Below are 24,047 nucleotides of genomic sequence, written 5' to 3'. Positions count from 1 at the left end.
TTATAAATGGTTATTGAAGAGAGAACAAGAGAAGACCTTAAAGAGATACAGTCAAGGATAGATACCCTATGGAGGTATCTTTGAAGTCCCATCACTGAAAGGCCGGCTTGAAGTGCTTCAGAAGGAACTGTCTGCAGAAGGGCTCTGGGATGACCCTTCAAGCGCGCAGAAATTACTGAAAGAAAGATCCGGCATTGAAAATTCCCTGCAGCCTTTATTTTCCATCCAAAAAAAACTTGAGGATACCTCTGTCCTTATCGAACTTTCCGAAGAAGAGGATGGAGATGTATTTGGCGATGATATCTTAAGAAACATCAGAGAGATCAAAGCTCAGCTTGACGACCTTGAGCTTAAGAGCTCCTTCTCTGCTCCTGAAGATATCAATAATGCCATAATGACGATCCATCCCGGGGCCGGTGGTACAGAGAGCCAGGACTGGGCTCAGATGCTGATGAGGATGTACCTGCGATGGGCTGAGCGCAGGAATTTCAAGGTAAGTATAATTGACATTATCTCAGGTGAAGAGGCTGGCATAAAGAGCGCTACCATCACTATCGAAGGTGATTATGCTTATGGGTACCTGAAAGGCGAGGCCGGCGTGCACAGGCTTGTAAGGATATCGCCTTTTGATGCCAACAAGAGGAGGCACACCTCTTTTGCAGCGATCCTTGTTTACCCTGAGATAACCGAGGATATAGAGGTAGATATGAATGAGGACGATATAAGGGTTGACACCTACAGGGCTTCAGGCGCCGGGGGGCAGCATGTCAACAAGACAGATTCCGCTGTCAGGCTGACCCACATCCCGACAAATGTCGTTGTATGCTGTCAGAATGAACGCTCACAGATAAAGAACAAGGCCATGGCCATGAAGGTGCTCAAGGCGCGTCTGTATGCTCTGAAAAAAGAGGAGCATAATAAAAAGATAGAGGACTTTATGGGTGAGAAGAAGGAGATAGCATGGGGCAGCCAGATAAGGTCATATACACTACAGCCTTACCAGCTTATTAAGGATCACAGGACGGATATTGAGAGAGGCAATGTTGCTGCTGTGCTTGACGGTGATATTGATGAGTTTATTAAAGGGTACTTAATGAAGGGCAAGGCAGGCGCTTAATTAGTTTCTGCCCAGCTTTGACATCTCTTCATCATAGAACTTCTGGTAAAGGACATCCCACTCAGATGAGCCCTCAAAGACCTTTTTTGAATATGACTGCAGCTTGTTGCTGACCTTTGCATCTATATCTTCAGCCAGCTTCAGCTCTTTTGTTATCACATTTCTTATTGCGCGCCTGATGGCTCCGTCTTCACTAAGGGTTCTAACAGCGTCTTTATCTTTTAGCCCCTTCAGGATAATGTGGGTTAGGTGGCTTACCTTGTCGTCAGAGAGTCTCATAAGATGATATTGCGTTCCTTTACGAGCTTCTTTTTTGTCATATCAAAAAGCGTGCGGTAGTCAAGGTTCCCTTTTTCTATCTCTGAGTCAAACTTCTTCAATATATCTCTCACTTCGTCGTTTAGCGTGTCCTCGATCATCAGCTCATCAAGCATCGCTTCGAAGATGATATCCCGGGTTTTATTCTCAGGGGCTTTCAGTTCGACAAAGTCTTTATCAAGAAGCTCTTTCAGTATCTCTCTTGATATAACAGTTAGCCAGCCCTTCGGGATCCTCATCTCTAAAACTTCTCTACGAACGGCAGGAGCGCGATGCTTCTTGCCCTTTTAATAGCCTGTGCAAGTTCACGCTGATGTTTTGCGCAGGTGCCGCTCATCCTGGCTGCCATCATTTTGCCCCTTTCAGTAAGGTAATGCCTTAATATCCTGATATCCTTGTAATCGATAAAGTCTATCTTGTCAGCACAGAACTTACAGAATCTCTTTCTCTGAAATCTTGGTCTTGATGTTCTTGGTTTTGTGGTGGGTCTCAATTTATAACTCCTTTTCTACAGAATTTTTATTTTTATTTAAAATGGTTCAAGGTCAGTTGTTTCATCATGCTGCATGGCCCTTTCATCAGTTATTCCACCTGAATCTTTTTTAGAGAGAAAGCGCACCTGCTGTGCAACTACCTCGTGTTTGCTTCTCTTTTGGCCGTCCTCAGTCTCCCACCTCTGTTCCTGAAGCCTGCCTTCAACCAGCACGGGATTGCCTTTGCTCAGGTATTTGCCGCAGCTGTCAGCCTGCTTGCCGAATACCACAATATTTATGAAGGTAACTTCTTCCTTCATCTCATCTCCCTGCTTAAATTTACGATTAACAGCAATCCCGAAGTTACATACAGAAGTGCCCTGCGGTGTGTATCTGACCTCAGGATCCCTTGTAAGATTTCCCATAAGAATTACCTTATTGAACATCTTCGCTTGTCTCCTCTGTTTCTGCTGGTTCACTTGTAACAACGGCATCGCCAGCAGCCTCTGTATCGGCAACAGGTTCAGCAACAGGCTCTGTAATAAGAGATTTCAATACAGCTGCGATATGCTTCTTTTTTTCTATCTTTATTATCATGAACTTGAGGATATTCTCAGAAAGCTTGCATAGCCTTTCAAGTTTGGCCATTGCGGCTGGCGGGGAATTGAAGACCAGAAGTATATACTCGCCTTTTTCCTGCTTTCTTATTGGGTAGGAGAGCTTTCTTGATCCGAGGTTTGTTGTCTTGAGTATCTCACCGCCGTTCTCAACGATAAGTCCTGTTACTTTTGCGATCTGTTCTTCTTTGACTTTTTCGTCAAGGTTGGTGTCGAGAATGAAAAGCTGTTCGTAAAGGGTCATTTATTCCTCCATTTGGGTTTTTTCCGGAATGCGGTGTCTTGCATCATATGCCGGAAATGCAGCCCTTGCCCATATGGCAAGAGCAAAGAGCCTTCGTAAGTGACATATAAGGTATCACATAGAACAACAAAAAATCAATACATATCTTTATGTATAACGCTGCGGTTTTTTCAGGAAAAGAGCCTGAAGAGTGAGAATGTTACGGCCATGCCGACAAGTGCCCCTAATATTACCTCCCAAGGTTTGTGTATACCGGTGGCAACCCTGCTTTGGGCAATGAGGACAGCCATAAAGAATATCAAAAGTGACGGCATAAAACCTTCGGTCATAAATGTTACGGCAGTCCATATGGAAAAGGCGACTGCCGCATGGCCGCTCGGCATCCCTCCCTTAAGGGGCATCCCTCTGCCAAGGAAAGTCTTTGTCAATACAACAAGTATCAGAACGGCAATAAGTGAGATCACCGCGATACTGTCTCCGGCATGCTTTGCTATAGTCAGCCCTTCGTAGAAGGCCTTTTTGAGTGGGGCAAAGAGTATTAAGTATCCGATAACAGCCGCTCCCATTGCAGTAATAAGCACAGCGCCGGCAGCCGTATCCTTTATTATTTTTGCTCTTATATCATATTCCTTAAAGAGAAAGTCAGTGATCGTTTCCAAGGCTGTGTTGAGCATTTCTGTAGATATAACGATCACCGCCAAGATCACAAGCACAGCAAATTCCGTCCAATTTACACCCAGCAGGAGGCTCAGGACAAGCAGCATCAGGGCTGCAATGAGATGGTAACGCATATGCCGCTGTGTCTTGGCGGCATGCAGGATACCGTTGATTGCAGCATTTGCGCTGTCTACAAATTTTCTTAGAGGCATAATTTATTAATAAAGAATATTGTGAATGCTATATATTCTCAAGTGCAGTCTGCACGGCCCGCTCTTTTCTGACCATCTTCTTTTCATCCGAACCGCCATTTTCATGTTCGTATCCGAGCAGATGCAGTATGCCGTGTATGAGGAGGCGGTATATCTCATCATAAAGCCCCATGTCCGCAGCCTCAGCCTGGGATTCAGCCCTGTAAATATTAATCACAACATCACCCAGGACATTGTCAGGCAAGCCCGGCAGCTGGAGTCCGGCTTCAAATGAAAGCACATCCGTGGTCTTTCGGATGCCCCTGAAAGCCGTGTTCAGTTCCTGCATCCTTTTATTGCCTACAAAAAGAATGCTCAGCTCTGCGTCCGGCTGTTTAAGAAGCGTTAAGATGTTGCCGGCTGTTGATGCTATCTTTTTACGGTCTAACTTCCGGCACCGCTGTTGGTTTTTTATCAGTATCTTCATCTTCTATTTCAAAGCCGGGATAATTTATCCTTTTGTGGAACATGCTGCTGAGGATGAAGACAAAATTGGTCTTTATCTCGCGGATGTCCTTCATCGTCAACTCACATTCATCAAGCTGGCCGTCAATTATCCTGTTATTGACTATGCGGTCTATGAGCGCAGATATCTTCTCAGGCGTAGGTTTGGTCAGGGTTCTTGAAGCAGCTTCAACTGCGTCTGCCATATGGATAAGAGCTGCCACGTTGGTCTTGGGTTTTGGCCCGGGATATCTGAAATCATCCTCCGCTGCCAATGGCGATGTCTTGTCAGCCTCGTGAAGTTCTTTGGCCTTCTGCCAGAAATAGGTCTGGATGGATGTGCCGTGATGCTGCTGTATGATATCTATTATCGCCTTTGGCAGGTTGTATTTCTTTGCCAGTTCAACGCCCTCTTTTACATGGGATATCAGGACAAGGGCGCTCATGCGCGGGGACATATTCTCATGCCTGCTGACCAGTCCGGTCTGGTTCTCTATAAAGTATTCGGGCATCTTTATCTTTCCGATATCGTGATAATATGCGCTGACCCTTGCCATGAGAGGATTGACCCCGACGGCTTCGGCAGCAGATTCAACAAGGTTTCCCACAACAATGCTGTGATGATAGGTGCTGGGAGCTTCAGCTAAAAGCTCCTGTAAAAGCGGCTGGTTGAGATCCAGCAGCTCAAGCAGGCTTATATCAGTGAGAAGTTTAAAAAACTTTTCACCGACAGGCAGCAGGGCAGAGACGAGTATCGCCACTAACATACCATTTAAAAAGGAGAAGCCTATTATTACCATGGTCTCAGGACCCGGGAGCTGTCCGCGATACAGGATTAATATAATTGATGTGAATACGCTTACCATGCTTACATAAAGACCGCCCCTCCAGATCGCAGAACGCCTCTTGCATCTTATGACACCGAATGCAGCAGTGATGCCTGCGGCAAAGTTAAATATAGGGTAAACAGGGTCATTCAGCCACAAACCGGCTATGAGACTTGAAACGATGGTCAGCAGGATGGCGGTATGGATATCGATCAGGAGCGCCGCAAGCATTGAACCTGTTGCAAGCGGTATAACGTAAATCGGCAGCATCGGGTCTATATTCCCAAGCCACAAGGTGAAGAGTTTGAATATGAAGTAAAATACTTCGCCTAAGATAAAGTTGGCTGTCAGGAGTATCCCGACGAGGATTATGGTCTTATAGTCTTTTTCTATGGTTGGAGTGTAGCGTTTAAGGTCTTTATAAAATATAAGCAGGAGCAGGCCGATGACCAATACTACTCCTGCAGTGGTCTCGGGTGATACCACTTCTCCAGTTCCGGAAATAAATCCCCTGCCGAATAATATTGTGGCCCCTATCAAACCTGAAAAAAGCATGAGCAGGGATAGCCTTATTACAGATGATTTTGTTAGAAGATGCTGTTTGTTATTTTGCAGGTTGTCTGTTTTCATGTTTTTCATATGCTTTAATTATCTGCTGGACAAGCTTATGCCTGACCACGTCCTTTTCTGAGAAATAAATAAATTTAAGATCCTCAATATCTTTGAGCATACCCTCTATCTCAATAAGCCCCGAGCTCTTTCCTGCAGGGAGGTCGATCTGCGTCTTATCCCCTGTGATCACGGTCTTTGAGTTGAACCCGAGTCTTGTAAGGTACATCTTCATCTGCTCTGACGTCGTATTCTGAGCCTCGTCAAGTATTATAAATGAATCATTGAGCGTGCGTCCTCTCATGAACGCGAGCGGAGCTATCTCGATGACACCGCTTTCTATCAGATGATGTGCTTTTTCCGTTTCCATCATATCATAAAGCGCATCATACAGTGGCCTGAGGTACGGGGTGATCTTTTCGTAAAGGTCGCCAGGAAGGAAGCCGAGCTTTTCTCCCGCTTCCACGGCGGGCCTTGCAAGAATGATCCTGCTGACCTGCTTTTTCATCAGAGCGTTTATCGCCATCGCCATTGCGAGATAGGTCTTGCCTGTGCCTGCCGGGCCTATGCCCAGTACCATGTCATAATGTTTTATAGCTTCAATGTAGCGCATCTGGGTCTCTGACCTTGGGACAATGAACTTATTTTTTGATGAGACCGGGATCGCGCTTGCAAAGAAGTCTTTGATCGAAGTGGAGGCATTACCTGTGGAAAGTTCATCAGAGGCATTTAAGAGAAACTGGATATCCCTTGGGTTTATCCTGAAACCGCCGGAGTCTATAAGCAGCAGTTCTTTGATCAGTTTCTTTGCCCTGTTAACAGCCTTTTCTTCACCCTGGAGAAAGATCCTGTTCCCTCTTATAGATGTTTCGATTCCAAGGGTATCTTCTATAACTCTAAGGCTCTTGTCGAGCCTTTCATGTGTGGATGAAAGATCCCTTTCTTCGCCGAGATCCAGTTCTAACTTAAACGTAAGCCGTCTCCTCTATATATACACACATGAAATATACATATATTTATACTTCTTAAAACATATAAAAGCAAGATACATTATACATAATTATCTTTAATTATCAAAGCAATAATAAGAGGGCGAGAATCTGTTAATTTATGGAGAAATTGTTAACGAATCCAGTGGGTTATACAGGCAGGTCATAATATAATCATCGAGTCCCCATAAGAGAAGAACCTGTATCCTGCCTTTTGGGATTCTGAGTAGGCCTTTTTTAAGAGATCCAGTCCGGCAAAGGCAGAGGTGAGCATCATCGGGGTAGACCTCGGCTGGTGGAAATTGGTTATAAGTGAACCTATGACCTTGAACTTATATCCCGGATAAATAAATATCGCAGCCTTGCCTGCTCCTGCTTTAATAATTCCGTCATCATTTGCCGCAGACTCAAGTGTTCTTGTAACGGTTGTTCCAACAGCAATGATCCTTCTGCCTTCTCTTCTTGCTTTATTTATCGCCTCGGCAGTTTCTTTGCCTATTTCATAGAACTCTTCTCCCATGACATGGTCTTTAATATTCTCAGAAACAACCGGCTTAAAAGTTCCATATCCTACATGCAGTGTTATTGTCTTTATCTCCACCCCTTTTGCCCTTAATGAGCTGAGTATCTCATTAGTGAAGTGCAGCCCTGCTGTAGGCGCGGCTATGGCCCCTTCTTTCTCGGCATATACGGTTTGGTAGCGCTCCAGGTCGGAGCCCTCAGCCTCTCGTTTAATATAAAAGGGCAGGGGCGCTGAACCTGTTTTAAATAAATGCGCTTTGATCTCATTCTCTTTTATGCTATTTGTTGGATCAACGCTGAACTCAGCCTGCAGCACTCCGTTTGAATTGAGTATCTCAGCTGTTATCCCACCGTCAAGGCGGAGCTTTCCTTTGGCCACTCCCTTTAGGAGCACCTCCCATTTGTTAATCCCTATCTCCCTGACAAGCAGTATCTCAACCTTTTTGCCTGAAGGTTTTATCGCTGTAATGCGGGCCGGGATGACCTTTGTATTATTTATTACAAGCAGGTCGGAGTCATTGAGGTATTCAACTATATCGCTGAAAGCCCTGTGTTCCAGCGTCTGTTCTTCCCTGTTAATCACCAGCAGCCTGGATGAGTCCCGGCCGGGCAGCGGGTACTGGGCGATCTGGCCTACAGGTAAAAAGTAATCATAATCAGAGAGGTTCATATCATGCATATGAAATTAAGGGGAGGGATCGTCTTTAATACTGCCGTTTCTCTATTACAGTTCCGGGATAATAATGCGCGAGTATCTCCCTGTAGTCCTTGCCTTCTCTTGCCATCTCAAGCGCTCCCCATTGGCTCAGTCCGACGCCGTGGCCCCATCCATTGCCCTGAAAGACCATGCCGTTACTCTCTTTTGTCAATAAGAAACTGGTGCTGGGAAGCTTATTATATCCTATGAGCTTTCTTAATTCCGTTGCCTTGATCTCGGTGGCGGCTTCATCATTTGTTTTAGCAATGCTAAGCGTCTTTACCCTGCCTGTAGAAGTAAATGAAGAGATGGTGATATCTTTTATGTCTTTGATGTTCAGAGCTTTCTCTATATCTTCAAGAGTGAACTTTCTCTCCCAGTTCTCATATGGGGTATTTTTGTTGTTACATTCAACAGGCTTGAGATATGGATAGCTCGCTCCCCAGACCTCTTCAGGCACCTCTGTCTTTCCGTAACATACTGAATGATATAAAGACTCAATAGGAGACCCGTTGTATGTCAATATCTCGCCTCCTGTTTCACTGACAGCGCGGGCGATCAGCGGGTCCTTGTTTTCATCCTTGTAGACCTGACTGAGAACACCGGAGGTCAGGTGAAACTCCTTCTCCCCGTTCGCCAGTTTATGAAAAATAGCATATGTCCTTGATATGACCGCCTGCGCCTTGAGCGCTTCCATCTCCCAATCCATGCCGGTTTCAGATGCGACAACTCCCTCAACATACTTTTCAAACGGTATGCTGTTGATGAACTGAAGCCCGTTATCATCCTTTTTTATCTCAAAGCTGCCTGTATAATGCTTGCCGTTTAAAAAGAGCTTGCCGTTCAGGCTTCCTATATCCTTGGCATCTTTTGAAGGAGCCGGTGCGATGGTGTCTTCATGGATGAGCACCTTAATAGTATCTTCGGCCATGGACGGCCCGAAAGAGAATATGAGTATAAAAAAGGCGGTGATAAGATTAATAGTGCGTTTCATTTCCTGCCTGAAAAATAGAAATAGGATATATAATATTATACTTATTCTGTTAAACTTTGCGCCTGCTGCCTTGCCTGTCTTTACTCTCTGCCCTGCTGAATACGCATCCGCAGTATTTCTGGCTGTAGAGGCCGAGTTCTTTGGCTTCAGACATAGAGTCCCTGAAGGAGTGCCTGAAGTCTTTCAGATAAAAATCTATCTTATATTTTGCAGAGATCTTTTTGCCTGCGGCGGCTATCTGGTCAAAATCCTGATATGGGCTGATAAGGAGTGTGGTTGAAAAGGCATCGAAACCTTTTTTTGAGGCTTCTTCAGCGGTCTTGCCTAATCTAAGCTCATAACATGGCCTGCAGCGGCCGGGGCTTGGGGGTATCAATTCAAGGTTAGTGCTTGTAACTCCGAGCATATCGAAATAATCCGCAGGCTGGTAATCTTCCCAAAAAAGCATATCAATATTTCTTTGTGATGTCAGTTTTTTCAGCGACTGAAGCCTTGAATCGTACTCCTCCAAAGGATGTATATTCGGATTGAACCAGAAACCCGTAACGCTGTGCCCTTCGGACTTTAACATCTTAAATGGAGCAACCGCGCAGTTGCCGCAGCATGTGTGGAGAAGGATATTCATTTAAAAGAGCCCGTCCGCCTTCTTAAGCCCGAAATGTTCATATGCGAGCTTTGTAGCTATCCTGCCTCTCGGGCTCCTGTCTATAAAACCCTGCTGCAAAAGAAAAGGCTCGTAGACATCCTCTATCGTGCTCTTCTCTTCCTGTATTGACGCGGCAAGAGTATCAAGCCCGACAGGCCCGCCGCTGTACTTCTCTATTATTGTAAGAAGCAGCTTTCTGTCCATGAAGTCAAGCCCCATCTTATCTACGCCCATGGCCTTGAGAGCCTCTTCAGTAATCTTGAGGTCAATGATGCTGTTGTTCTTTACCTGCGCAAAATCCCTGATGCGCCTGAGGAGCCTGTTGGCTATGCGGGGTGTGCCTCGTGACCTTATCGCGATCTCTGTTGTCGCGGCATCATCTATATTTGTATGGAGTATTCCGGTTGAGCGCGACAGTATGCGCTTCAGGTCATCAGGCGAGTAAAAATCCAGCCTGTTGATCACGCCGAAACGATCCCGTAAGGGTGATGTAAGAAGGCCTGTCCTTGTTGTTGCGCCCACGAGAGTGAACTGCGGCAGGTTAAGCTTGACCGTCCTTGCGCTCGGCCCCTGTCCGATGATTATATCGAGCTGGTAATCCTCCATAGCAGGATAGAGCACCTCTTCGGCGATCCTCGGCAGCCTGTGTATCTCATCTATGAAGAGTATATCTTTCTTGCCGAGATTGGTAAGAACTGCGACGAGGTCGCCGGGCCTCTCAAGCACAGGACCTGATGTGACCTTTATATCTACGCCTAATTCAGAAGCTATGATATGCGCAAGCGTTGTCTTTCCTAGTCCGGGCGGGCCGCAGAAGAGGACGTGGTCAAGCGCTTCGTCTCTCTGTTTTGCAGCCTGTATGAAGACCTTCAGGTTCTCTTTGATATTATGCTGGCCGACAAATTCGTCAAATGACCTTGGCCTCATGGACAGCTCAAAGCCGAAATCCTCTTCTATCGCCTCAGGTGTTATATCTCTTTCAGGAGTATCGCTCATATCGTGCAGTTCTTCTTTATTTTCTCGTCAATATCTTAAGCGCGTCTTTAATTATATCCTCAATAGCCACTGCCCCGTTGCTCAACGCTGTTGAAACCGCATTCTCTGACAAAGACTTTTTGTAGCCGAGGTTTTCAAGCGCGGATACTGCGTCATCTGCAAGCGTTCCGGGCCGTGATGCATATACCCCGCTGAATGACTGGAGCTTGCCCTTTAATTCAAGCACAAGCCTTGAGGCGGTCTTTTTACCAAGCCCGGGTATTGTAGAGAGCAGGGCGATATCTTCATTGTAAATCGCATCTGTGAACCGGCCAACTTCCATTCCCGATAATATCCCGAGGGCGAGCTTCGGGCCGACGCCGCTGATGCCGAGCAGGGTTGAGAAGACCTTGCGTTCATCTTCCGTGATAAAGCCGAAGAGCTGAAGCGCGTCTTCCCTTACATGTGTATATGTGTGTATGAAGACGCTTTTGCCTTCATCCGGTATATCGCCGAGACTGCGCAGAGGAATCGCCACACTGTAGCCGACTCCGCTGACCTCGACAATGATGCGGTCAGGTTTTTTGCTTATTATGGTTCCCTTAAGTGATGCGATCATTTTGAATTCCTGTTGCTTATTTTAACTCAAAAGAGGAATTAATGTGGCAGATAGTGAGGGCGAGGGCGTCTGATGTGTCTTCGCTCATGATCTGGTTCGGCTCAAGGTTCAAGACTCTTATCACCATCTCCTGAACCTGTCTCTTTTCAGCCCTTCCGTAACCTGTCAGCGCCATCTTGACCTCTGTGGGGTTGTATTCGAAAAGCGGCATGCCGTGCTGAGCGGCAAGGAGCATGACGACACCTCTGGTAGTGCCTAACGCCATGGAGGAGCGTATGCTTTTGTGGTAGAAGACCTTTTCCATACAGAGGTGGGAGGGCTTGTGTTCAAGTATGATATCTTTCAGCGAGTCATAAAGTATATGGAGCCTTTCAGGAAGGGGTTTCTTGGAACTCATCCTTATGTCGCCGGATGCAACGTATTTCGCGACATAAGGTTTTTTATTCACCGCCAGGATGCCGTAGCCGCAGCAGACTGTCCCGGGGTCAATGCCGATGATATTCATATTAAAAGATTATGCCTCTGTAACTTGATTTACTCCTCCTCAAGTATCTCATCCGGGATATCAAAGTTTGAATAAACATTCTGCATGTCGTCGTGGTCTTCAAGAAGGTCTACAAGCTTAAGGACCTTTCTCGCATCTGCCTCATTCAGCTTCACATAATTCTTCGGTATCTGCATGACCTTAGCGAGGCTGAACTTTATATTGTTTTTTTCGAGGTGATCCCTGACACTGCTGAAGCCTTCAGGCGAGGTCAGCACCTCATAGCTGTCTTCATCAGGGTCATTCTTTACATCATCAGCTCCTGCGTCAAGAGCCAATGTCATAAGCGTCTCTTCATCGCATTCTTTTTTGTCGACGAGGATATAGCCTTTATTTTCAAATATCCATGATACGCTCCCTGAATCTGCCATGGTGCCGTTATGTCTGCTCATGATATACCTTAGCTCTGCGATAGTCCTTGTCTTATTGTCTGTCATCGTCTCCATGATTATCGCTGAGCCGCCCGGGCCGTATCCCTCGTATGTTATCTCTTCATATGAGACTCCCGGAAGTTCGCCTGTGCCTTTTTGTATAGCCCGCTTGATGTTGTCAGCAGGCATATTTACGCCCTTGGCATTATCGATCGCGAGCCTGAGCCTCGGATTCATGTCAGGGTTGCCGCCGCCCGCTCTCGCCGCAACGGTTATCTCTTTAGTGACCCTGGTGAATGCCTTTCCCTTCTTTGCGTCAACTATGGCCTTTTTGTGTTTTATACCGGACCATTTTGAATGTCCTGACATATACTTATCATGCTCCTTTATTATTGAAGTTAGAACAAGAAGATTATAAGAGAAAGAGGGATATAAAGGCAATTTCAAGGGCAATAAAAAAAGGCGCCCCCCCGATGTATCGGGAGGACGCCTTTTAGTAAATTCAATGAAGCAGGTTTAGAACTCGAGAGTTAAACCGTGCCTTATGCCATACGGATTGTCAGCGTCATGATTTTCGCCATCATTTCCATCTTCTTTTGGAACATTATAAGCTGAGCCTGCGAACATGTAGCCTGCTTCCACAAAGTAAACAAGGTTTGTGTCAAGCTGGTATGTTGCAGCTGCGTCTACTTCTACTCCGAGATTCTTGGAACGATCTGGCCCGCCATTCGTCTCTCTTGCGCCCATTATATTAACACCCTTTGCTGCCCTGAGGTAGAATATATCAAGGGAGGCATTAAGTGCAGGTGTTACATCTGCATCTGCGCCAACATTTACATAGAAGGTATTAGCGATACCTGCGTTTGAGCAGCTAACACCATAGGTGTAAGAACTCTCAAGTGAGCATGCTGCGTTTTTGACCTTGTCGTCATAGAGGAAGGCTGTCTTTCTTACGCCGAGTGCCCCGCTTGTGCCGATTGTTGTAAGGAAGCCCTCATATTTGGTGCCTGTCTGGCTATCGTCATAATCGCCATCAGAATAATAGCTGTCTGCGATCTTGTCACCGCTGCCGTAGCCGACTTCAGCGCCTATTGAAACAGGTGAGTTAGGGACATCAAGATTTGCGCCGACTAACCATGCATAACCTGTGAACTTCCTGTCTTCCTCGCGTGATGAGCCCGGCCTGTAATTGCTTTCTGCCTTGCCGGTCTGGATTTCAACATCTCCGTAGAGCTTTATGCCGGATACTGTTGTGTCAGCTCTTAAGCCGATGTTCCAGAGGTGTAATCCAGCTGAATCTCTCCAATCGTTTCTTAAGTCATAAGTGAAATCCTGGTTATCAAGGTAAGTCACATCCATGCCGAGGTTCATGCCTGCTGCGGCTGTTGTAACGCCTAATGTGTAAGCTGTATTATCATCATTACCTGCATATTCATAGTCACCACCATTGTATCCCTCAGCATTATCGTGTCCTTCACCGAGTTTAGCCATTGTGAGTGATATCTCTGTGCCCTTCTGCGGTGTTGTCCAGAGAACTATTGCATCGTCACCAAACTTTGAGTGATTGTAGAATACACCGTTGCCGAGTTTGGTAAGTATGTGTCCTGCCTTAACTCCTGAAAGAACTCCGGCTACCACGCGCTGATGTGCTATGTAAGCCTGACGTATGGTCATAGCTGTCGGCTTGGTGTTGCCATACTGATAAAAGTCATATTCTTCTGAATAACTTCCTAAAGTTCCCTCAGAAGTATCCCCGTTGCCCCAATCGTAGCCATCAGGACAGCCATATGATTCCCCGTCACCTGTGCCGGAACATAAGCCTGACTCAAGCTCTATTACGCCCATGGTGTTCGGGCTTACTGTTGCTTTAACAAGAAGTCTTATCCTTGAATCATAATTTGCTGTTTGGTCTGCTGTGCCGCTGTACATATCGATGGTGTCGTTCCTGAAGTCGCCCCTGATTCTGATAGAGCCGCTCAGGTCGATGTTAGACTTGCCTGCTTTTACGATCTTTGGTGTGTACTCATAGCCTGTGTCTGCTGCGTGTCCGGCAAAGGCAGATGCGCCAAAACCTGCAACAAGCAGAAAACTTAAAATTGATACTAAGGTTTTTCTCATTTTGTTTTTTTCCTCCTTAAGATTTTGTTTGGGTTTATGAAGCTATTTCAGATCTGCTGCTTTTGCTTATTTTTACATTGGTCAACGGTTAGTTTGTGTGGTCACCTCCTGTATTTATTAGGTTTTATATGTGGTTTATTTTCATTGGCTCATTTTACGCTATATTTTATAACATCAATTAGCCCTTTAAAGCAACAAAAAAATGTAAATAGACTTATTTTTAAAATAAGTCTTCTCGCATCCCTGATTTGCACTCTTAATGATGTCTATGCTGAGAAAGAACGTTTTGTGACTCTGACTGTAATAAGCAAAAAACAAGCCAGATTGATGAGTTGAGAGTTAAAAGTCTAAAGTCCAAAGTTAAAAATAAATAAAATCAATAAGTTATCCTGATTCATTTTGCAGGATTTATTATCGGCCATGACTAATTCATCACTCTCATTTGTGTTGTTTATACTATATATAGTGATGTAAAAAAGCCTCAGAAGGGGAGAATCTTCTCATTTCGGTTCAGTACCGTAGTTTAGAAATCCTTACTCCTTTTCTTCTTCTTTTTCCTTATAAACCTCAATAATGCTTGTGACCTTTATACCCGCGGCCTGAAGCGCCTTTTGGATATCTACCGCCTTTCCGTCTTCAACCTTTAAAATATAATTGCTCTTCATAATATTCCTCCATTATTTTATTCTGTTAAACTTTTTCAATACTCAAATATTTCCATATCAGCTGTTGGTTTGAATATAAAGGCCTTATCCTCAAGCCCGGTATTTGTGCGGACATCTTTTATCGTGATGATGACGTTGTTGCCGTATATGTCAAATATTTTAAATGAATTTACAGGGAAATCGGTGCTGCTCGTCTGCATCAGGATCTCTTTTATCGAACCTATCTTGCGTTTAGGTTTGAGTTTCAGGATATCCGCCTTGCCTGTGGCTGTGATATCAAAGTCAGCCTTCAGGTTCTGTAGGCTTGCGAGAAGGGCGATGGGAGCCTGGCCATAGGCATTTTCCGTAAACTTGCTCTTCACAGCCTGCTTTGCCAGCCTTTTGTGTATCCATATCGCGTCTGTTGTGATATATACCTCTTCATCTCTCGGCTCGGCATACTTCCACCTTACCATGGACGGTTTTTTGATAAAGAAGTTGCCGGAATATTTTTCTGTGCGCTCAAGGTCTGTCAGATAACTTTCCTGCAGGAAGGAGCCGCTTATATCTTTGATCTCACCTGCCTTCTTCTCTATCATTGATATGGTTTCATCAAGAGAGGCTGCTGAGGCTGCTGAGCTGACAGCCAGGATGATCACAAAGAAAAAATAAATAAATGCTGAACGGTTTATATATTCTGACAACTCTTTCTTCATCAATCTCTCCCGAATACTTCCCTTGATTTACCGGCTTCTCCGGCAGGGCCGACTATGCCTTCTTCTTCCATCATCTCCATGATCCTTGCCGCCCTATTGTAACCTATCTTCATCCTTCTCTGTATATAAGAAATGGATGCCTGCCCTGTTGAGAGGACGAGGTCCTTTGCCTCTTTGTAAAGTTCATCCTGCTCTTCAAGAAGGTTTGATTCTCTCTCAGGTTCGGCTGTGAGCTCTTTGAATATATTGTAGTCAGGATTGCCCTGCGCCTTTATGAAGTTGACGACGTTGCGCACCTCATCTTCGCTTACATACGCGCCATGTACCCTCTGTATCTTTTTGCCGGGGCTCATATAGAGCATATCTCCCTTGCCAAGGAGCTGGTCAGCGCCGTATGTGTCAAGGATTATCCTTGAGTCGATCTTTGAAGAAACATGAAAGGCTATTCTTGAAGGGAAGTTTGCCTTTATCACGCCTGTGATGACATCAACAGACGGCCTCTGTGTCGCGAGTATCAGATGTATGCCTGCGGCGCGCGCCATCTGTGCAAGCCTGGCTATGGAGTCCTCCACCTCATGCGCAGATACGAGCATAAGGTCTGAGAGCTCGTCAATGAGGACGATGATATACGGCAGCGGTTCTCTCCGCGCGTCGCCCTTTTCAGTGGCAGATATGCTCTCGGGCAGTGCGCCGCTTTTAAGCTTAGCGTTGTACGCCTCTATGTTTCTTGAGCCTGACTCTGCAAGGAGCCTGTAGCGCCGCTCCATCTCAAATACCACCTTTCTCAGAGCTGCCGAAGCCTCTTTAGGGTTTGTGACAACAGGCATGATAAGGTGCGGTATGTCCTGATACGCGGAGAGCTCCAGCATCTTCGGGTCTATCATCAGCATCTTCACATCTGCCGGAGTCGCCCTGTATAGAAGGCTCAGTATCATCGTATTTATTCCGACGCTCTTGCCTGACCCCGTAGCTCCGGCGACAAGCAGGTGCGGCATCTTTGCGAGGTCGGCAACTACAGGATTGCCGAAGATATCTTTTCCAAGCACCATCGTCAGCTTTGAGTGCGCCTTTCTGAATGTGTCTGAGGCAAGGATGTCCTGAAGAAATACATCCTCACTCTCCTTGTTCGGAACCTCTATGCCTAAGGTGGACTTTCCGGGTATCGGAGATATTCTCAGGCTGTTTGCCTTGAATGCCATGGCGAGATCGTCTGTGAGCGAGACGACCTTGTTTATCTTTATACCCGGAGCGGGCTGATATTCGAACATCGTGACAATTGGGCCTGGAGATACATAGGTGACCCTGCCTTCGACAGAGAAGTCCATAAGCTTCTTCTCAAGAAGTTCAGATACCTCAAGCAGCTCCTCTTTTGACGGCCTTGATTTTGAAGGCGGCGGGTCATTTAAAAGTTCAAGTGTCGGGAGCTCGTATTTCCCGCTGACCCTGTCAGTCGGCTTCAGCTTCTTTTCAGGATACTTAAGCGGCAGATGCCCCTGTTTTTCAGGTATCACAGTCAGCGGCTCCTCTTTGATGGTCGGCTGCTTCTTCTCTCTCGGCTTTTCCATCTTCAATGAGGGCATGATCACAGGTATCGAACTTGCCCCTTTTACAGTCTTCTCCTTGACAGCTCTTAAAAGGTCTACAAGAGAGAAGGGAATGAGATACATGAGCGTCACTATCAGAAGAGGGATGAAGAGCATATATGAGCCAATGACAGAAACTAAACCGATAGACGCATCAGTGATGTAAAAACCTATAAGTCCGCCTGAAGGATTGCCCGGAGCCGGCTTGCCTAATGCGAGTGAAAAGATCGAGGCTGAAGCGATTATCAGCAGAACAAAAATCCCCGCAAAGACATAAGCCTTGTGTCCGTCTGCCTTGCCGAGAACTTTTTTTACGCCGTATATCATGAGGACCGTTGGGAAGAGATAAGCGCTCAGCCCCATCAGTTGCAGCAGCATGTCTGAAAGGTAAGAGCCGAAAGGCCCGAGCGTATTATTTATCCCGCCGTGACCGATAGGATTGTTGGTAAAAAATGAGGGATCCCATGCGCTGTGGCTGAAGAGGCTGACAAGGATGACGATGCCTACAAGCAGGTATAAGATACCGGCGATCTCTTCCTTTATCCTGCCGACCTTGTCCATATGGTGAATATAATAACAGAAGCAAGTAAAAAACGATAATAAGCAAAGGGCTTGAGCGTGTGTTTCTGCAAGAAGTAAAGAAGGTATTTTATTACGAAAAATCCCGTGACCGCTGAGGCGGCGATGCCTGTAAAAAATATCTTGAGATCTAAAGGTTCTGCGCCCAGCAGTTTTCTTCCCTCAAGCATGCATGCCCCTGCCACGATCGGCGTGCTCAGCATAAATGAGAAGCGCGCGGCCGCCTCTCTCTTATATCCCCTTGCCATGCCCGCGACTATCGTTATCCCGGACCTTGAGACGCCGGGGACAAGCGCGAAGACCTGCGCGATGCCGATAAACAAGGCATCCTTCTGGTCTATTTTGTAAAAATCAGACCTCTCTGCTGCCGGATGATATTTTTTCTCAATGAGGATCATTAAGACCGAGACTGCGCATAGAGCGTAGATTATGATCAGGGGATCTCTGAGAGATGAGATCCATTCATGCAAAAATAGCCCTACTGTTACTGCGGGCAGGGTGCCGATGACCAGGTCTCTGAATAGCCCCTCTTTTGACGGAACGCCTTTGAACATGTCTACCCAGTCTTTTTTGAAGTAGTAAAGAAGAGCTATGAGGGTGCCGAAATGGAGCGCTACATCAAAGGAAAGTGAATTAATGATCCCTTCCCATTTAAGAAACCATGGCAGAATAATGAGATGGGCTGAACTGCTGACCGGCAAAAATTCGGTCAGCCCCTGCAGGATACCTAAAATTATCGCCTGAAATACCTCGAACATAGATGAGTATAGCAAATCTGCTGATTTTTAAGCCTTCATTTGCTAAACTCTCTTATGGCTGAAAAAACAAAGAAGAAAGAAACTGAGGGTAAGTCAGAAAAAGGCGAGCTCTTCCGCGCCCTGGGCAGCGCGAGCATGATAGGGATAAACCTTGTCACTTCCACATTTGTCGGTTTTGCCATAGGGCACTGGGTGCTGGACAGGTATCTTCATACTGACCCGTGGTTCACGATAATATTTCTCCTTCTCGGCATAGCGTCGGGGTTCAAGCATCTCTATAAGGTGGCAATGAAGCAGAGTAAAGATAATAATGATGAGAGTGAAATAAAATGAATCCGATATTAAAAGGCGTAATTAAAAAGAGCGGTATAATAATTCTGCCCGCAGTCATTATCGCTATCTACTTTAAATGGGATAAGGCGCCTGCAGGCATACTCGCCGGCGCAGTATTCGGAATACTGAACCTGAGGGGGCTTATAAGGTCTGTTGAGAGGTTTATCTTATCAAAGAAGATGAAGGCGATAATGATGCTTACAAGCGTCTTCAGGCTGTTTGGATTATTTGCTGTTATCATTTTTTTGATGTACAAAAAGATGGTCAACCCGTTCGGCCTTCTCTTCGGCTTTAGTGTTGTATTCTTTCTGATACTCACAGAGGGGCTGAAGGCTGCAAATAGAGAAGAATAAAAATACGTAATATTAATAGGAGAGACAAGATGCGCAGATACCGGTCAACCGCTGCAATGAAGAAGAGGCTCATCGAATTAATCATTTCAAGGACATTCAAATATACTGACGAGCCGACATTCAAGCTTGCGGCAGGCGGGATGAGCAATTTTTACTTCAACTGCAAACCCACCACACTGAACGCTGAGGGGATGTATCTTATAGGCAATCTTCTCTACGAGATGATCATGAAGGATAAAAAGTGGAAGGTCAAAGGAGTCGGCGGGCTTACGCTCGGCGCAGACCCTGTTGCAAACGCCATCGCCTACACTTCGTATTTAAAGGGGGAGCTGCTTGAGGCTTTTGTTGTTCGCAAGGAGCCGAAGAAGCACGGCACGATGCAGTGGGTAGAGGGTCAGATAAAAGAAGGGGACAAGGTCTTGATCGTTGAAGATGTCATTACTACCGGCGGGTCTTCTATAAAGGCGGTTGAGAGGGCGCAACTCTGCGGGCTCAAGGTCGTCGGCGTGCTTTCACTTATAGACAGACAGGAGGGCGGCAAAGAGGCGATAAAAAAATTAGGCATTCCTTGTAAGGCATTATTGACCAAGGAAGATATATTTGAAGCGTTTAAAAAAGGCGCAAAGGCTTAGTATTACTTTCTTCCCTGCCTGAGCCTCGGGTCAAGCGCATCCCTCAGCCCTTCGCCGACAAGGTTATAGCTTAAGACAGTCAGCAGTATAGCGATACCGGGGAATACCGACAGCCACCACGCTATCTCGATATTATCCTTTCCCAATGTGAGTATGTTGCCCCAGCTCGGCGTTGGCGGCTGAACACCAATTCCGAGGAAGCTCAGCGATGACTCTACAAGTATCGCTGCTGCCACTCCGAGAACTGCTGAAACAAAAACAGGAGAGAGGCTGTTCGGCATTATATGGCTGAAGATGATGCGCATGTCGCCTGCGCCGATAGCCCTTGCCGCAAGCACGAACTCCCTCTCTTTCAAAGACAAAAACTCCGCGCGCACAAGCCTTGCAACCCCCATCCATGAGGTTAGCCCTATCACGATCATTATGTTCCATATGCCCGGTTCGATAAATGCGATAACAGCGAGTATCAGAAAGAATGTTGGTATTGAGAGCATGATATCTACGAACCTCATGATGAGCATGTCTGCCCACTTGCCGTAGTAGCCTGCCAGTGCGCCGAATATTATTCCTATCAAAGTGGATATGCCGACAGCAACAAAGCCTACCTCAAGAGATATCCTGCTTCCGTAGACCATCCTTGAGAAGACATCTCTACCAAGGTCATCAGTGCCGAGGATGTGCTCTCTGCCGGGTGCTTCGAGAATATGCCTGCTGTCTATGTCATTCGGGTCATAAGGAGCTATCATCGGCGCGAATATTGCGATGATAAAGAATATCGCCACAAGCCCCAGCCCGAATACCGCAAGCTTATGCCTGCTGAAGATGCGCCAGAATGAAGTCAATGAATTTATCCTGCTCATATAATTTATCTTGCCCTTATCCTCGGGTCTGCAAACATGTATCCAAGGTCAGCGAGAAGATTCCCTATCAATGTTAAGAACGCACCTATCGTCAGGATGCCCATGATAAGCGGATAATCCCTCGTCATTACACCCATGAAGAACATCTGCCCCATTCCCGGGATGCCGAAGATATTTTCAAAGATAACGCTTCCGCCGATAAGCCCCGGCACTGAAAGGCCGAGCAGTGTGATTATCGGAAGCACGGCGTTCTTCATCGCGTGCTTGTATATGACCTTGCTCTCAGGCAGACCCTTTGCCCTTGCCGTTGTTATGTAGTCCTGCCTTATGACCTCAAGCATGTTGCTTCTCATATATCTTGACAGCCCCGCTAGTCCGCCGAATGAAGAGACAAAGAGCGGCAGTATGAGATGCTGCGCCCTGTCCCATATCTTGCCAAGCAGCGTAAGTGAATCATAATCCATTGACTTTACCCCTGATATCGGAAGCCAGTCGAGCTGTATGCCGAATAGCATCATCATGAGAAGCGCGAGCCAGAATGAGGGAATGGCAAAACCGAGAAAGACAAATGTGGTCGTGAACTTGTCGTAGAGCGAATATTGATGCGTTGCCGAAGATACGCCTATGGGTATTGCGAAGAGGAAGATGATGAACATTGAGATAACATTTATCATGAAAGTTATAAAGAGCCGCCTTTCAATGAGCGGCTGCTTTGTATCCCAGATCTTCTGCATGACAGGCCTTCTGTCAGTTGAGAATGATTCGCCGAAATCAAGCTTCACGATCCTCTTGAGCCACATCCCGTACTGCACTGTGATAGGCTTATCAAGGCCGTAGTACTGTTCAAGTTTTACCCTTGCCTCAGGCGTTATCTTCGGGTTCATATCTGTGAGCATGTCAGTAGGCTTGCCCGGCGCAAGATGGATAATGAGAAACGAGAGGATGGTTATCCCAAAGAGGGTGGGGATCATCTCAAAGAGCCTTTTAATGATATAAATAAACATAGTTGTTCCGGAGAATGTGATTGATATTTTACAGTGATTAGCTTAAATTAACGACATACAATTATCAACTAAGGAAGTCGGACTTCCATAATTGAACCTATGATAGACAGAATGCTATTTATAATATTTTTAATATTCTTCTTTGCGACATCAGCTGTATTTTTTTGTATAGCTCTTGCGGTCTGGCTTTTTACAGTTCTTTTTGACAAGCGCCTTTCCATTTTGCATCAATTCATGTCCTTCTGGGGTGTATTTTATATATGGGCGATACCCGGCTTTTCTCTTGCGATAGAGGGCAGGGAGAAGGCGAGAAAGGGCGCGACATATATTATCGTATCCAATCATCAGTCCCAGCTTGATATAATGGCTGCCTTCGGGCTCTTCATCCCATTTAAATGGGTCTCAAAGGCAGAGGTCTTTCGGATACCTTTTATAGGATGGGCCATGTCGCTGAACCGGTATATCAAGTTAGTGCGCTATGACAGAAAGGGGATGCTCAGGATGTTCAGGGATGCGGAGAGGACGCTTTCAAGCGGAAGTTCCGTATTCTTCTTTCCCGAGGGCACACGCTCAGAAACAGGCATCGTGGGGCCTTTCAAATCAGGCGCATTTATTCTGGCAAAGAAGATGAATCTGCCGATCCTTCCGATAGTGATAAACGGAACCGGCAAGGCATTGCCCAAAGGCAGCCTCAACTTTCACGGCAAACAGAAGATAAGTGTGAAGGTGCTTGACGAGATAGCGTATGATGATTTTGCAGACATCTCTTCTGAAGACCTTGCCGCAAAGATCAGGGACTTAATAGCCGCGAATGTTGATGAGGAAAGGCAGGCGGGCTTTTCAAAGAGATAGCTGTTACTGCTGAATACTGCTGTGTCTCTGGAGTTTCTGAGGGACGAACCATTTGTTGAAGTTATAGCTTATGCCGATTGGCGTCGGTTTAATGCCCTTGAACCTTGAATGCACGATTGGCGTGGCTTCAGGCACATACAAAAACAGATAAGGCACCTCATCTGCGAGTATATCCTGTATCCTGAAGTACGACTTCTTCCTCTCCTCTATATCAAATGTCCTTCGCCCCTTCTCAAGAAGCGCGTCAACTTCAGGGTTACTGTATGAGACAAAGTTAAACTCTTTCTCGCCTGTCTTGCTTGAGTGCCAGATGTCATACTGGTCAGGGTCGATGCCTATGCTCCATCCGAGTATGACCGCCTGAAAGCGCCTCTTGTCAATGAACTCGTTTATGAATGTGCTCCACTCAACAGCCCTTATCTCTACTCTTATCCCTATCTTTTTTAGTTTCTGCTGTATGATGGTCGCGGCGTTCATCCTCTGCTGGTTGCCCATGTTGCTCAGTATAGTGAACTCAAAAGGTTTCCCATCCTTATCCAGAATCCCGTCACTGTCTGAATCGCTCCATCCGGCATCCTTAAGAAGGCTTAGCGCCTTATCTTTATTGTATTCATACTTCGTTACATCAGGGTTGTAAGGCCATGTCTCAGGCACATAAGGCCCTGTGGCAGGCTTTCCAAGCCCGAGCAGCACCACATCAACAAGTTCTTTTTTATCTACTGCATATGCTATCGCCTTTCTTACGCGCACATCGCTGAACAGAGGGAACTTGAGGTTAAAGCCCATGTAGGTGTAGGAGAAAACAGGATAGCGGAACTTCTGAAAATTCTTTTTAAAGAGGGCGGTCTCTGTCTGTTTTGTGTACTGTATCGGCGTAAGTCCCATCATGTCCACGCCCTGTGACTGAAGCTCAAGGAACATTGTGGCAGGGTCAGGGATTATCTTGTAGATGTATTGGTCAATGTACGGCCTTCCCTCGAAATAGTCCTCGTTCGATGTCAGCCTTACATCCTGCCCCGAGGTCCATCTGTTGAATTTGTACTGCCCCATGCCTATCGGGCTTCTCGCAAAATCAACCTTTGTTATGTCCTTGCCCTCAAGAAGGTGTTTGGGCAGAATGATCAGGTTTCCCCATGAGGTGAGCGCAGGGGCAAAGGGCTTTTCATATGTGACCCTGAAGATATATTTATCCAGCACCTCTGCCTTTTTTACCTGAAGAAAATCTTCTTTATAAGGAGTAGGCGTCTTTTCATCTATGATCGTCTTGTATCCGAACATAACATCATCTGCCGTGAACTCAACACCGTCTGTCCATCTGACATTTTTCCTGAGATGGAATGTGATGACCAGCCCGTCAGGAGAGACCTCCCATGACTCGGCAAGGTCGCCTTTGACGCTCAGGTCGATATCGTATTTGACGAGCCCGTTGAAGATCATGCCGGCGACGCTGTGCGATGCGCTGTCGCCTGCGAGCATAGGTATCAGGATGCTCGGTTCGCCTATCGAACCCTCGACAAATGTATCTCCGTAAGCCGGTTCGTATATCGCATTTTCGCTCACAGCAGGCGAGGAACTCTCTGTTTCAGGAGTTTTATTTTTGCAGCCGGATAGAGTTATTAATGATAAAACAATGCAGAAGAGGGATAGAAAAGAAGTTTTCCTAAGAATGAGATCACTCATGGAGTTAAACGCGGGTTCAAA

At 46.1% G+C, this 24,047-nt stretch carries 30 protein-coding genes; 6 read left to right on the top strand and 24 right to left on the bottom strand.

Annotation, left to right across the window (positions count from 1 at the left end; all coding sequences use genetic code 11):
* The first annotated feature begins 61 nt into the window (after positions 1-61).
* Complete coding sequence (prfB, locus tag Q7U10_05110; GenBank protein ID MDO8281991.1) at positions 62-1,117, top strand: peptide chain release factor 2; 1,056 nt, start codon at positions 62-64, stop codon at positions 1,115-1,117.
* Here the strand turns inward: prfB and Q7U10_05105 are convergent, their stop codons facing one another.
* From Q7U10_05105 to Q7U10_05065, 9 genes are all read right to left on the bottom strand, one after another.
* Positions 1,118-1,396 carry a DUF507 family protein gene (locus Q7U10_05105; protein MDO8281990.1) on the bottom strand — a complete coding sequence of 93 codons (279 nt, stop codon included), beginning with the start codon at positions 1,394-1,396 and terminating at the stop codon, positions 1,118-1,120. It lies immediately after the preceding gene.
* Positions 1,393-1,674, bottom strand: a complete 282-nt coding sequence (locus Q7U10_05100) for a DUF507 family protein (protein ID MDO8281989.1) — start codon at positions 1,672-1,674, stop codon at positions 1,393-1,395. Before Q7U10_05100 ends, Q7U10_05105 begins: the two co-directional genes overlap by 4 nt.
* Positions 1,675-1,676: 2 nt before the next feature.
* Positions 1,677-1,928 carry a 30S ribosomal protein S18 gene (rpsR, locus tag Q7U10_05095; protein MDO8281988.1) on the bottom strand — a complete coding sequence of 84 codons (252 nt, stop codon included), beginning with the start codon at positions 1,926-1,928 and terminating at the stop codon, positions 1,677-1,679.
* 36 nt (positions 1,929-1,964) lie between these two features.
* On the bottom strand, positions 1,965-2,354 hold the full coding sequence (ssb, locus tag Q7U10_05090; protein MDO8281987.1) for a single-stranded DNA-binding protein: 390 nt from the start codon (positions 2,352-2,354) through the stop codon (positions 1,965-1,967).
* Positions 2,344-2,769 carry a 30S ribosomal protein S6 gene (gene rpsF / locus Q7U10_05085; GenBank protein ID MDO8281986.1) on the bottom strand — a complete coding sequence of 142 codons (426 nt, stop codon included), beginning with the start codon at positions 2,767-2,769 and terminating at the stop codon, positions 2,344-2,346. Before rpsF ends, ssb begins: the two co-directional genes overlap by 11 nt.
* 170 nt (positions 2,770-2,939) lie before the next feature.
* Positions 2,940-3,638, bottom strand: coding sequence for a diacylglycerol kinase (locus Q7U10_05080; GenBank protein ID MDO8281985.1), 699 nt, complete (start codon positions 3,636-3,638; stop codon positions 2,940-2,942).
* Positions 3,639-3,666: 28 nt separating this feature from the next.
* Positions 3,667-4,104 (bottom strand): rRNA maturation RNase YbeY, encoded by a 438-nt coding sequence (ybeY, locus tag Q7U10_05075; protein MDO8281984.1) that lies wholly within the window; start codon positions 4,102-4,104, stop codon positions 3,667-3,669.
* A complete protein-coding gene (locus Q7U10_05070; GenBank protein ID MDO8281983.1) occupies positions 4,055-5,587 on the bottom strand; it encodes an HDIG domain-containing protein in 1,533 nt (510 codons plus the stop codon). The genes ybeY and Q7U10_05070 overlap by 50 nt, the downstream gene beginning before the upstream one ends.
* Positions 5,553-6,170, bottom strand: coding sequence for a PhoH family protein (locus tag Q7U10_05065; GenBank protein MDO8281982.1), 618 nt, complete (start codon positions 6,168-6,170; stop codon positions 5,553-5,555). The genes Q7U10_05070 and Q7U10_05065 overlap by 35 nt, the downstream gene beginning before the upstream one ends.
* 22 nt (positions 6,171-6,192) lie before the next feature.
* Between Q7U10_05065 and Q7U10_05060 the strand changes: the two genes are divergently transcribed.
* Positions 6,193-6,627: a hypothetical protein gene (locus tag Q7U10_05060; protein ID MDO8281981.1), complete on the top strand. Its 435-nt coding sequence runs from the start codon at positions 6,193-6,195 to the stop codon at positions 6,625-6,627.
* An 82-nt stretch (positions 6,628-6,709) separates the two neighbouring features.
* Here the strand turns inward: Q7U10_05060 and queA are convergent, their stop codons facing one another.
* The 12 genes from queA to Q7U10_05000 all read right to left on the bottom strand — a co-directional run bounded on the left by queA (position 6,710) and on the right by Q7U10_05000 (position 18,312).
* Positions 6,710-7,738 (bottom strand): tRNA preQ1(34) S-adenosylmethionine ribosyltransferase-isomerase QueA, encoded by a 1,029-nt coding sequence (queA, locus tag Q7U10_05055; protein MDO8281980.1) that lies wholly within the window; start codon positions 7,736-7,738, stop codon positions 6,710-6,712.
* A gap of 34 nt (positions 7,739-7,772) precedes the next feature.
* On the bottom strand, positions 7,773-8,759 hold the full coding sequence (locus tag Q7U10_05050) for a SpoIID/LytB domain-containing protein (protein ID MDO8281979.1): 987 nt from the start codon (positions 8,757-8,759) through the stop codon (positions 7,773-7,775).
* Between the two features lie 49 nt (positions 8,760-8,808).
* A complete protein-coding gene (locus Q7U10_05045; GenBank protein ID MDO8281978.1) occupies positions 8,809-9,384 on the bottom strand; it encodes an epoxyqueuosine reductase QueH in 576 nt (191 codons plus the stop codon).
* Positions 9,385-10,401: a Holliday junction branch migration DNA helicase RuvB gene (ruvB, locus tag Q7U10_05040; protein MDO8281977.1), complete on the bottom strand. Its 1,017-nt coding sequence runs from the start codon at positions 10,399-10,401 to the stop codon at positions 9,385-9,387.
* Positions 10,402-10,417: 16 nt separating this feature from the next.
* On the bottom strand, positions 10,418-10,999 hold the full coding sequence (gene ruvA, locus Q7U10_05035; GenBank protein MDO8281976.1) for a Holliday junction branch migration protein RuvA: 582 nt from the start codon (positions 10,997-10,999) through the stop codon (positions 10,418-10,420).
* A gap of 16 nt (positions 11,000-11,015) precedes the next feature.
* On the bottom strand, positions 11,016-11,504 hold the full coding sequence (gene ruvC / locus Q7U10_05030; protein MDO8281975.1) for a crossover junction endodeoxyribonuclease RuvC: 489 nt from the start codon (positions 11,502-11,504) through the stop codon (positions 11,016-11,018).
* 29 nt (positions 11,505-11,533) lie between these two features.
* The gene (locus Q7U10_05025; GenBank protein ID MDO8281974.1) at positions 11,534-12,283 is read right to left on the bottom strand and encodes a YebC/PmpR family DNA-binding transcriptional regulator; all 750 of its coding nucleotides are present in this window, start codon (positions 12,281-12,283) and stop codon (positions 11,534-11,536) included.
* 147 nt (positions 12,284-12,430) lie between these two features.
* Positions 12,431-14,032: a hypothetical protein gene (locus Q7U10_05020; protein MDO8281973.1), complete on the bottom strand. Its 1,602-nt coding sequence runs from the start codon at positions 14,030-14,032 to the stop codon at positions 12,431-12,433.
* A 533-nt stretch (positions 14,033-14,565) separates the two neighbouring features.
* A complete protein-coding gene (locus tag Q7U10_05015; protein MDO8281972.1) occupies positions 14,566-14,697 on the bottom strand; it encodes a hypothetical protein in 132 nt (43 codons plus the stop codon).
* A gap of 35 nt (positions 14,698-14,732) precedes the next feature.
* Positions 14,733-15,392 (bottom strand): outer membrane lipoprotein carrier protein LolA, encoded by a 660-nt coding sequence (locus Q7U10_05010; protein MDO8281971.1) that lies wholly within the window; start codon positions 15,390-15,392, stop codon positions 14,733-14,735.
* Positions 15,392-17,536: a DNA translocase FtsK 4TM domain-containing protein gene (locus Q7U10_05005; GenBank protein MDO8281970.1), complete on the bottom strand. Its 2,145-nt coding sequence runs from the start codon at positions 17,534-17,536 to the stop codon at positions 15,392-15,394. The genes Q7U10_05010 and Q7U10_05005 overlap by 1 nt, the downstream gene beginning before the upstream one ends.
* Positions 17,515-18,312: an undecaprenyl-diphosphate phosphatase gene (locus Q7U10_05000; protein ID MDO8281969.1), complete on the bottom strand. Its 798-nt coding sequence runs from the start codon at positions 18,310-18,312 to the stop codon at positions 17,515-17,517. Before Q7U10_05000 ends, Q7U10_05005 begins: the two co-directional genes overlap by 22 nt.
* 54 nt (positions 18,313-18,366) lie before the next feature.
* Here Q7U10_05000 and Q7U10_04995 point away from each other — a divergent pair, with 54 nt between their 5' ends.
* The 3 genes from Q7U10_04995 to pyrE are packed head-to-tail and all read left to right on the top strand — an operon-like array spanning position 18,367 to position 19,630.
* A complete protein-coding gene (locus Q7U10_04995) occupies positions 18,367-18,645 on the top strand; it encodes an AtpZ/AtpI family protein (protein MDO8281968.1) in 279 nt (92 codons plus the stop codon).
* Positions 18,642-18,998 (top strand): ATP synthase subunit I, encoded by a 357-nt coding sequence (locus Q7U10_04990; protein MDO8281967.1) that lies wholly within the window; start codon positions 18,642-18,644, stop codon positions 18,996-18,998. The genes Q7U10_04995 and Q7U10_04990 overlap by 4 nt, the downstream gene beginning before the upstream one ends.
* A gap of 29 nt (positions 18,999-19,027) precedes the next feature.
* The gene (pyrE, locus tag Q7U10_04985; GenBank protein ID MDO8281966.1) at positions 19,028-19,630 is read left to right on the top strand and encodes an orotate phosphoribosyltransferase; all 603 of its coding nucleotides are present in this window, start codon (positions 19,028-19,030) and stop codon (positions 19,628-19,630) included.
* A gap of 2 nt (positions 19,631-19,632) precedes the next feature.
* On the opposite strand, the gene Q7U10_04980 is transcribed toward pyrE, so the two are convergent.
* Positions 19,633-20,490 carry an ABC transporter permease gene (locus Q7U10_04980; protein MDO8281965.1) on the bottom strand — a complete coding sequence of 286 codons (858 nt, stop codon included), beginning with the start codon at positions 20,488-20,490 and terminating at the stop codon, positions 19,633-19,635.
* A gap of 5 nt (positions 20,491-20,495) precedes the next feature.
* Complete coding sequence (locus Q7U10_04975; GenBank protein MDO8281964.1) at positions 20,496-21,494, bottom strand: ABC transporter permease; 999 nt, start codon at positions 21,492-21,494, stop codon at positions 20,496-20,498.
* 111 nt (positions 21,495-21,605) lie between these two features.
* Between Q7U10_04975 and Q7U10_04970 the strand changes: the two genes are divergently transcribed.
* Positions 21,606-22,346, top strand: coding sequence for a lysophospholipid acyltransferase family protein (locus Q7U10_04970; GenBank protein MDO8281963.1), 741 nt, complete (start codon positions 21,606-21,608; stop codon positions 22,344-22,346).
* Positions 22,347-22,349: 3 nt separating this feature from the next.
* Here Q7U10_04970 and Q7U10_04965 read toward each other — a convergent pair whose 3' ends face one another.
* A complete protein-coding gene (locus Q7U10_04965) occupies positions 22,350-24,026 on the bottom strand; it encodes a peptide-binding protein (protein ID MDO8281962.1) in 1,677 nt (558 codons plus the stop codon).
* Between the last annotated feature and the right edge of the window lie 21 nt (positions 24,027-24,047).

Source organism: Thermodesulfovibrionia bacterium, from assembly GCA_030646035.1.
In the GTDB taxonomy this organism is placed as follows: domain Bacteria; phylum Nitrospirota; class Thermodesulfovibrionia; order UBA6902; family UBA6902; genus JACQZG01.
The sequence above is the reverse complement of the archived record's forward strand: the minus strand, read 5'-3'. Positions and strand labels throughout refer to the sequence as shown.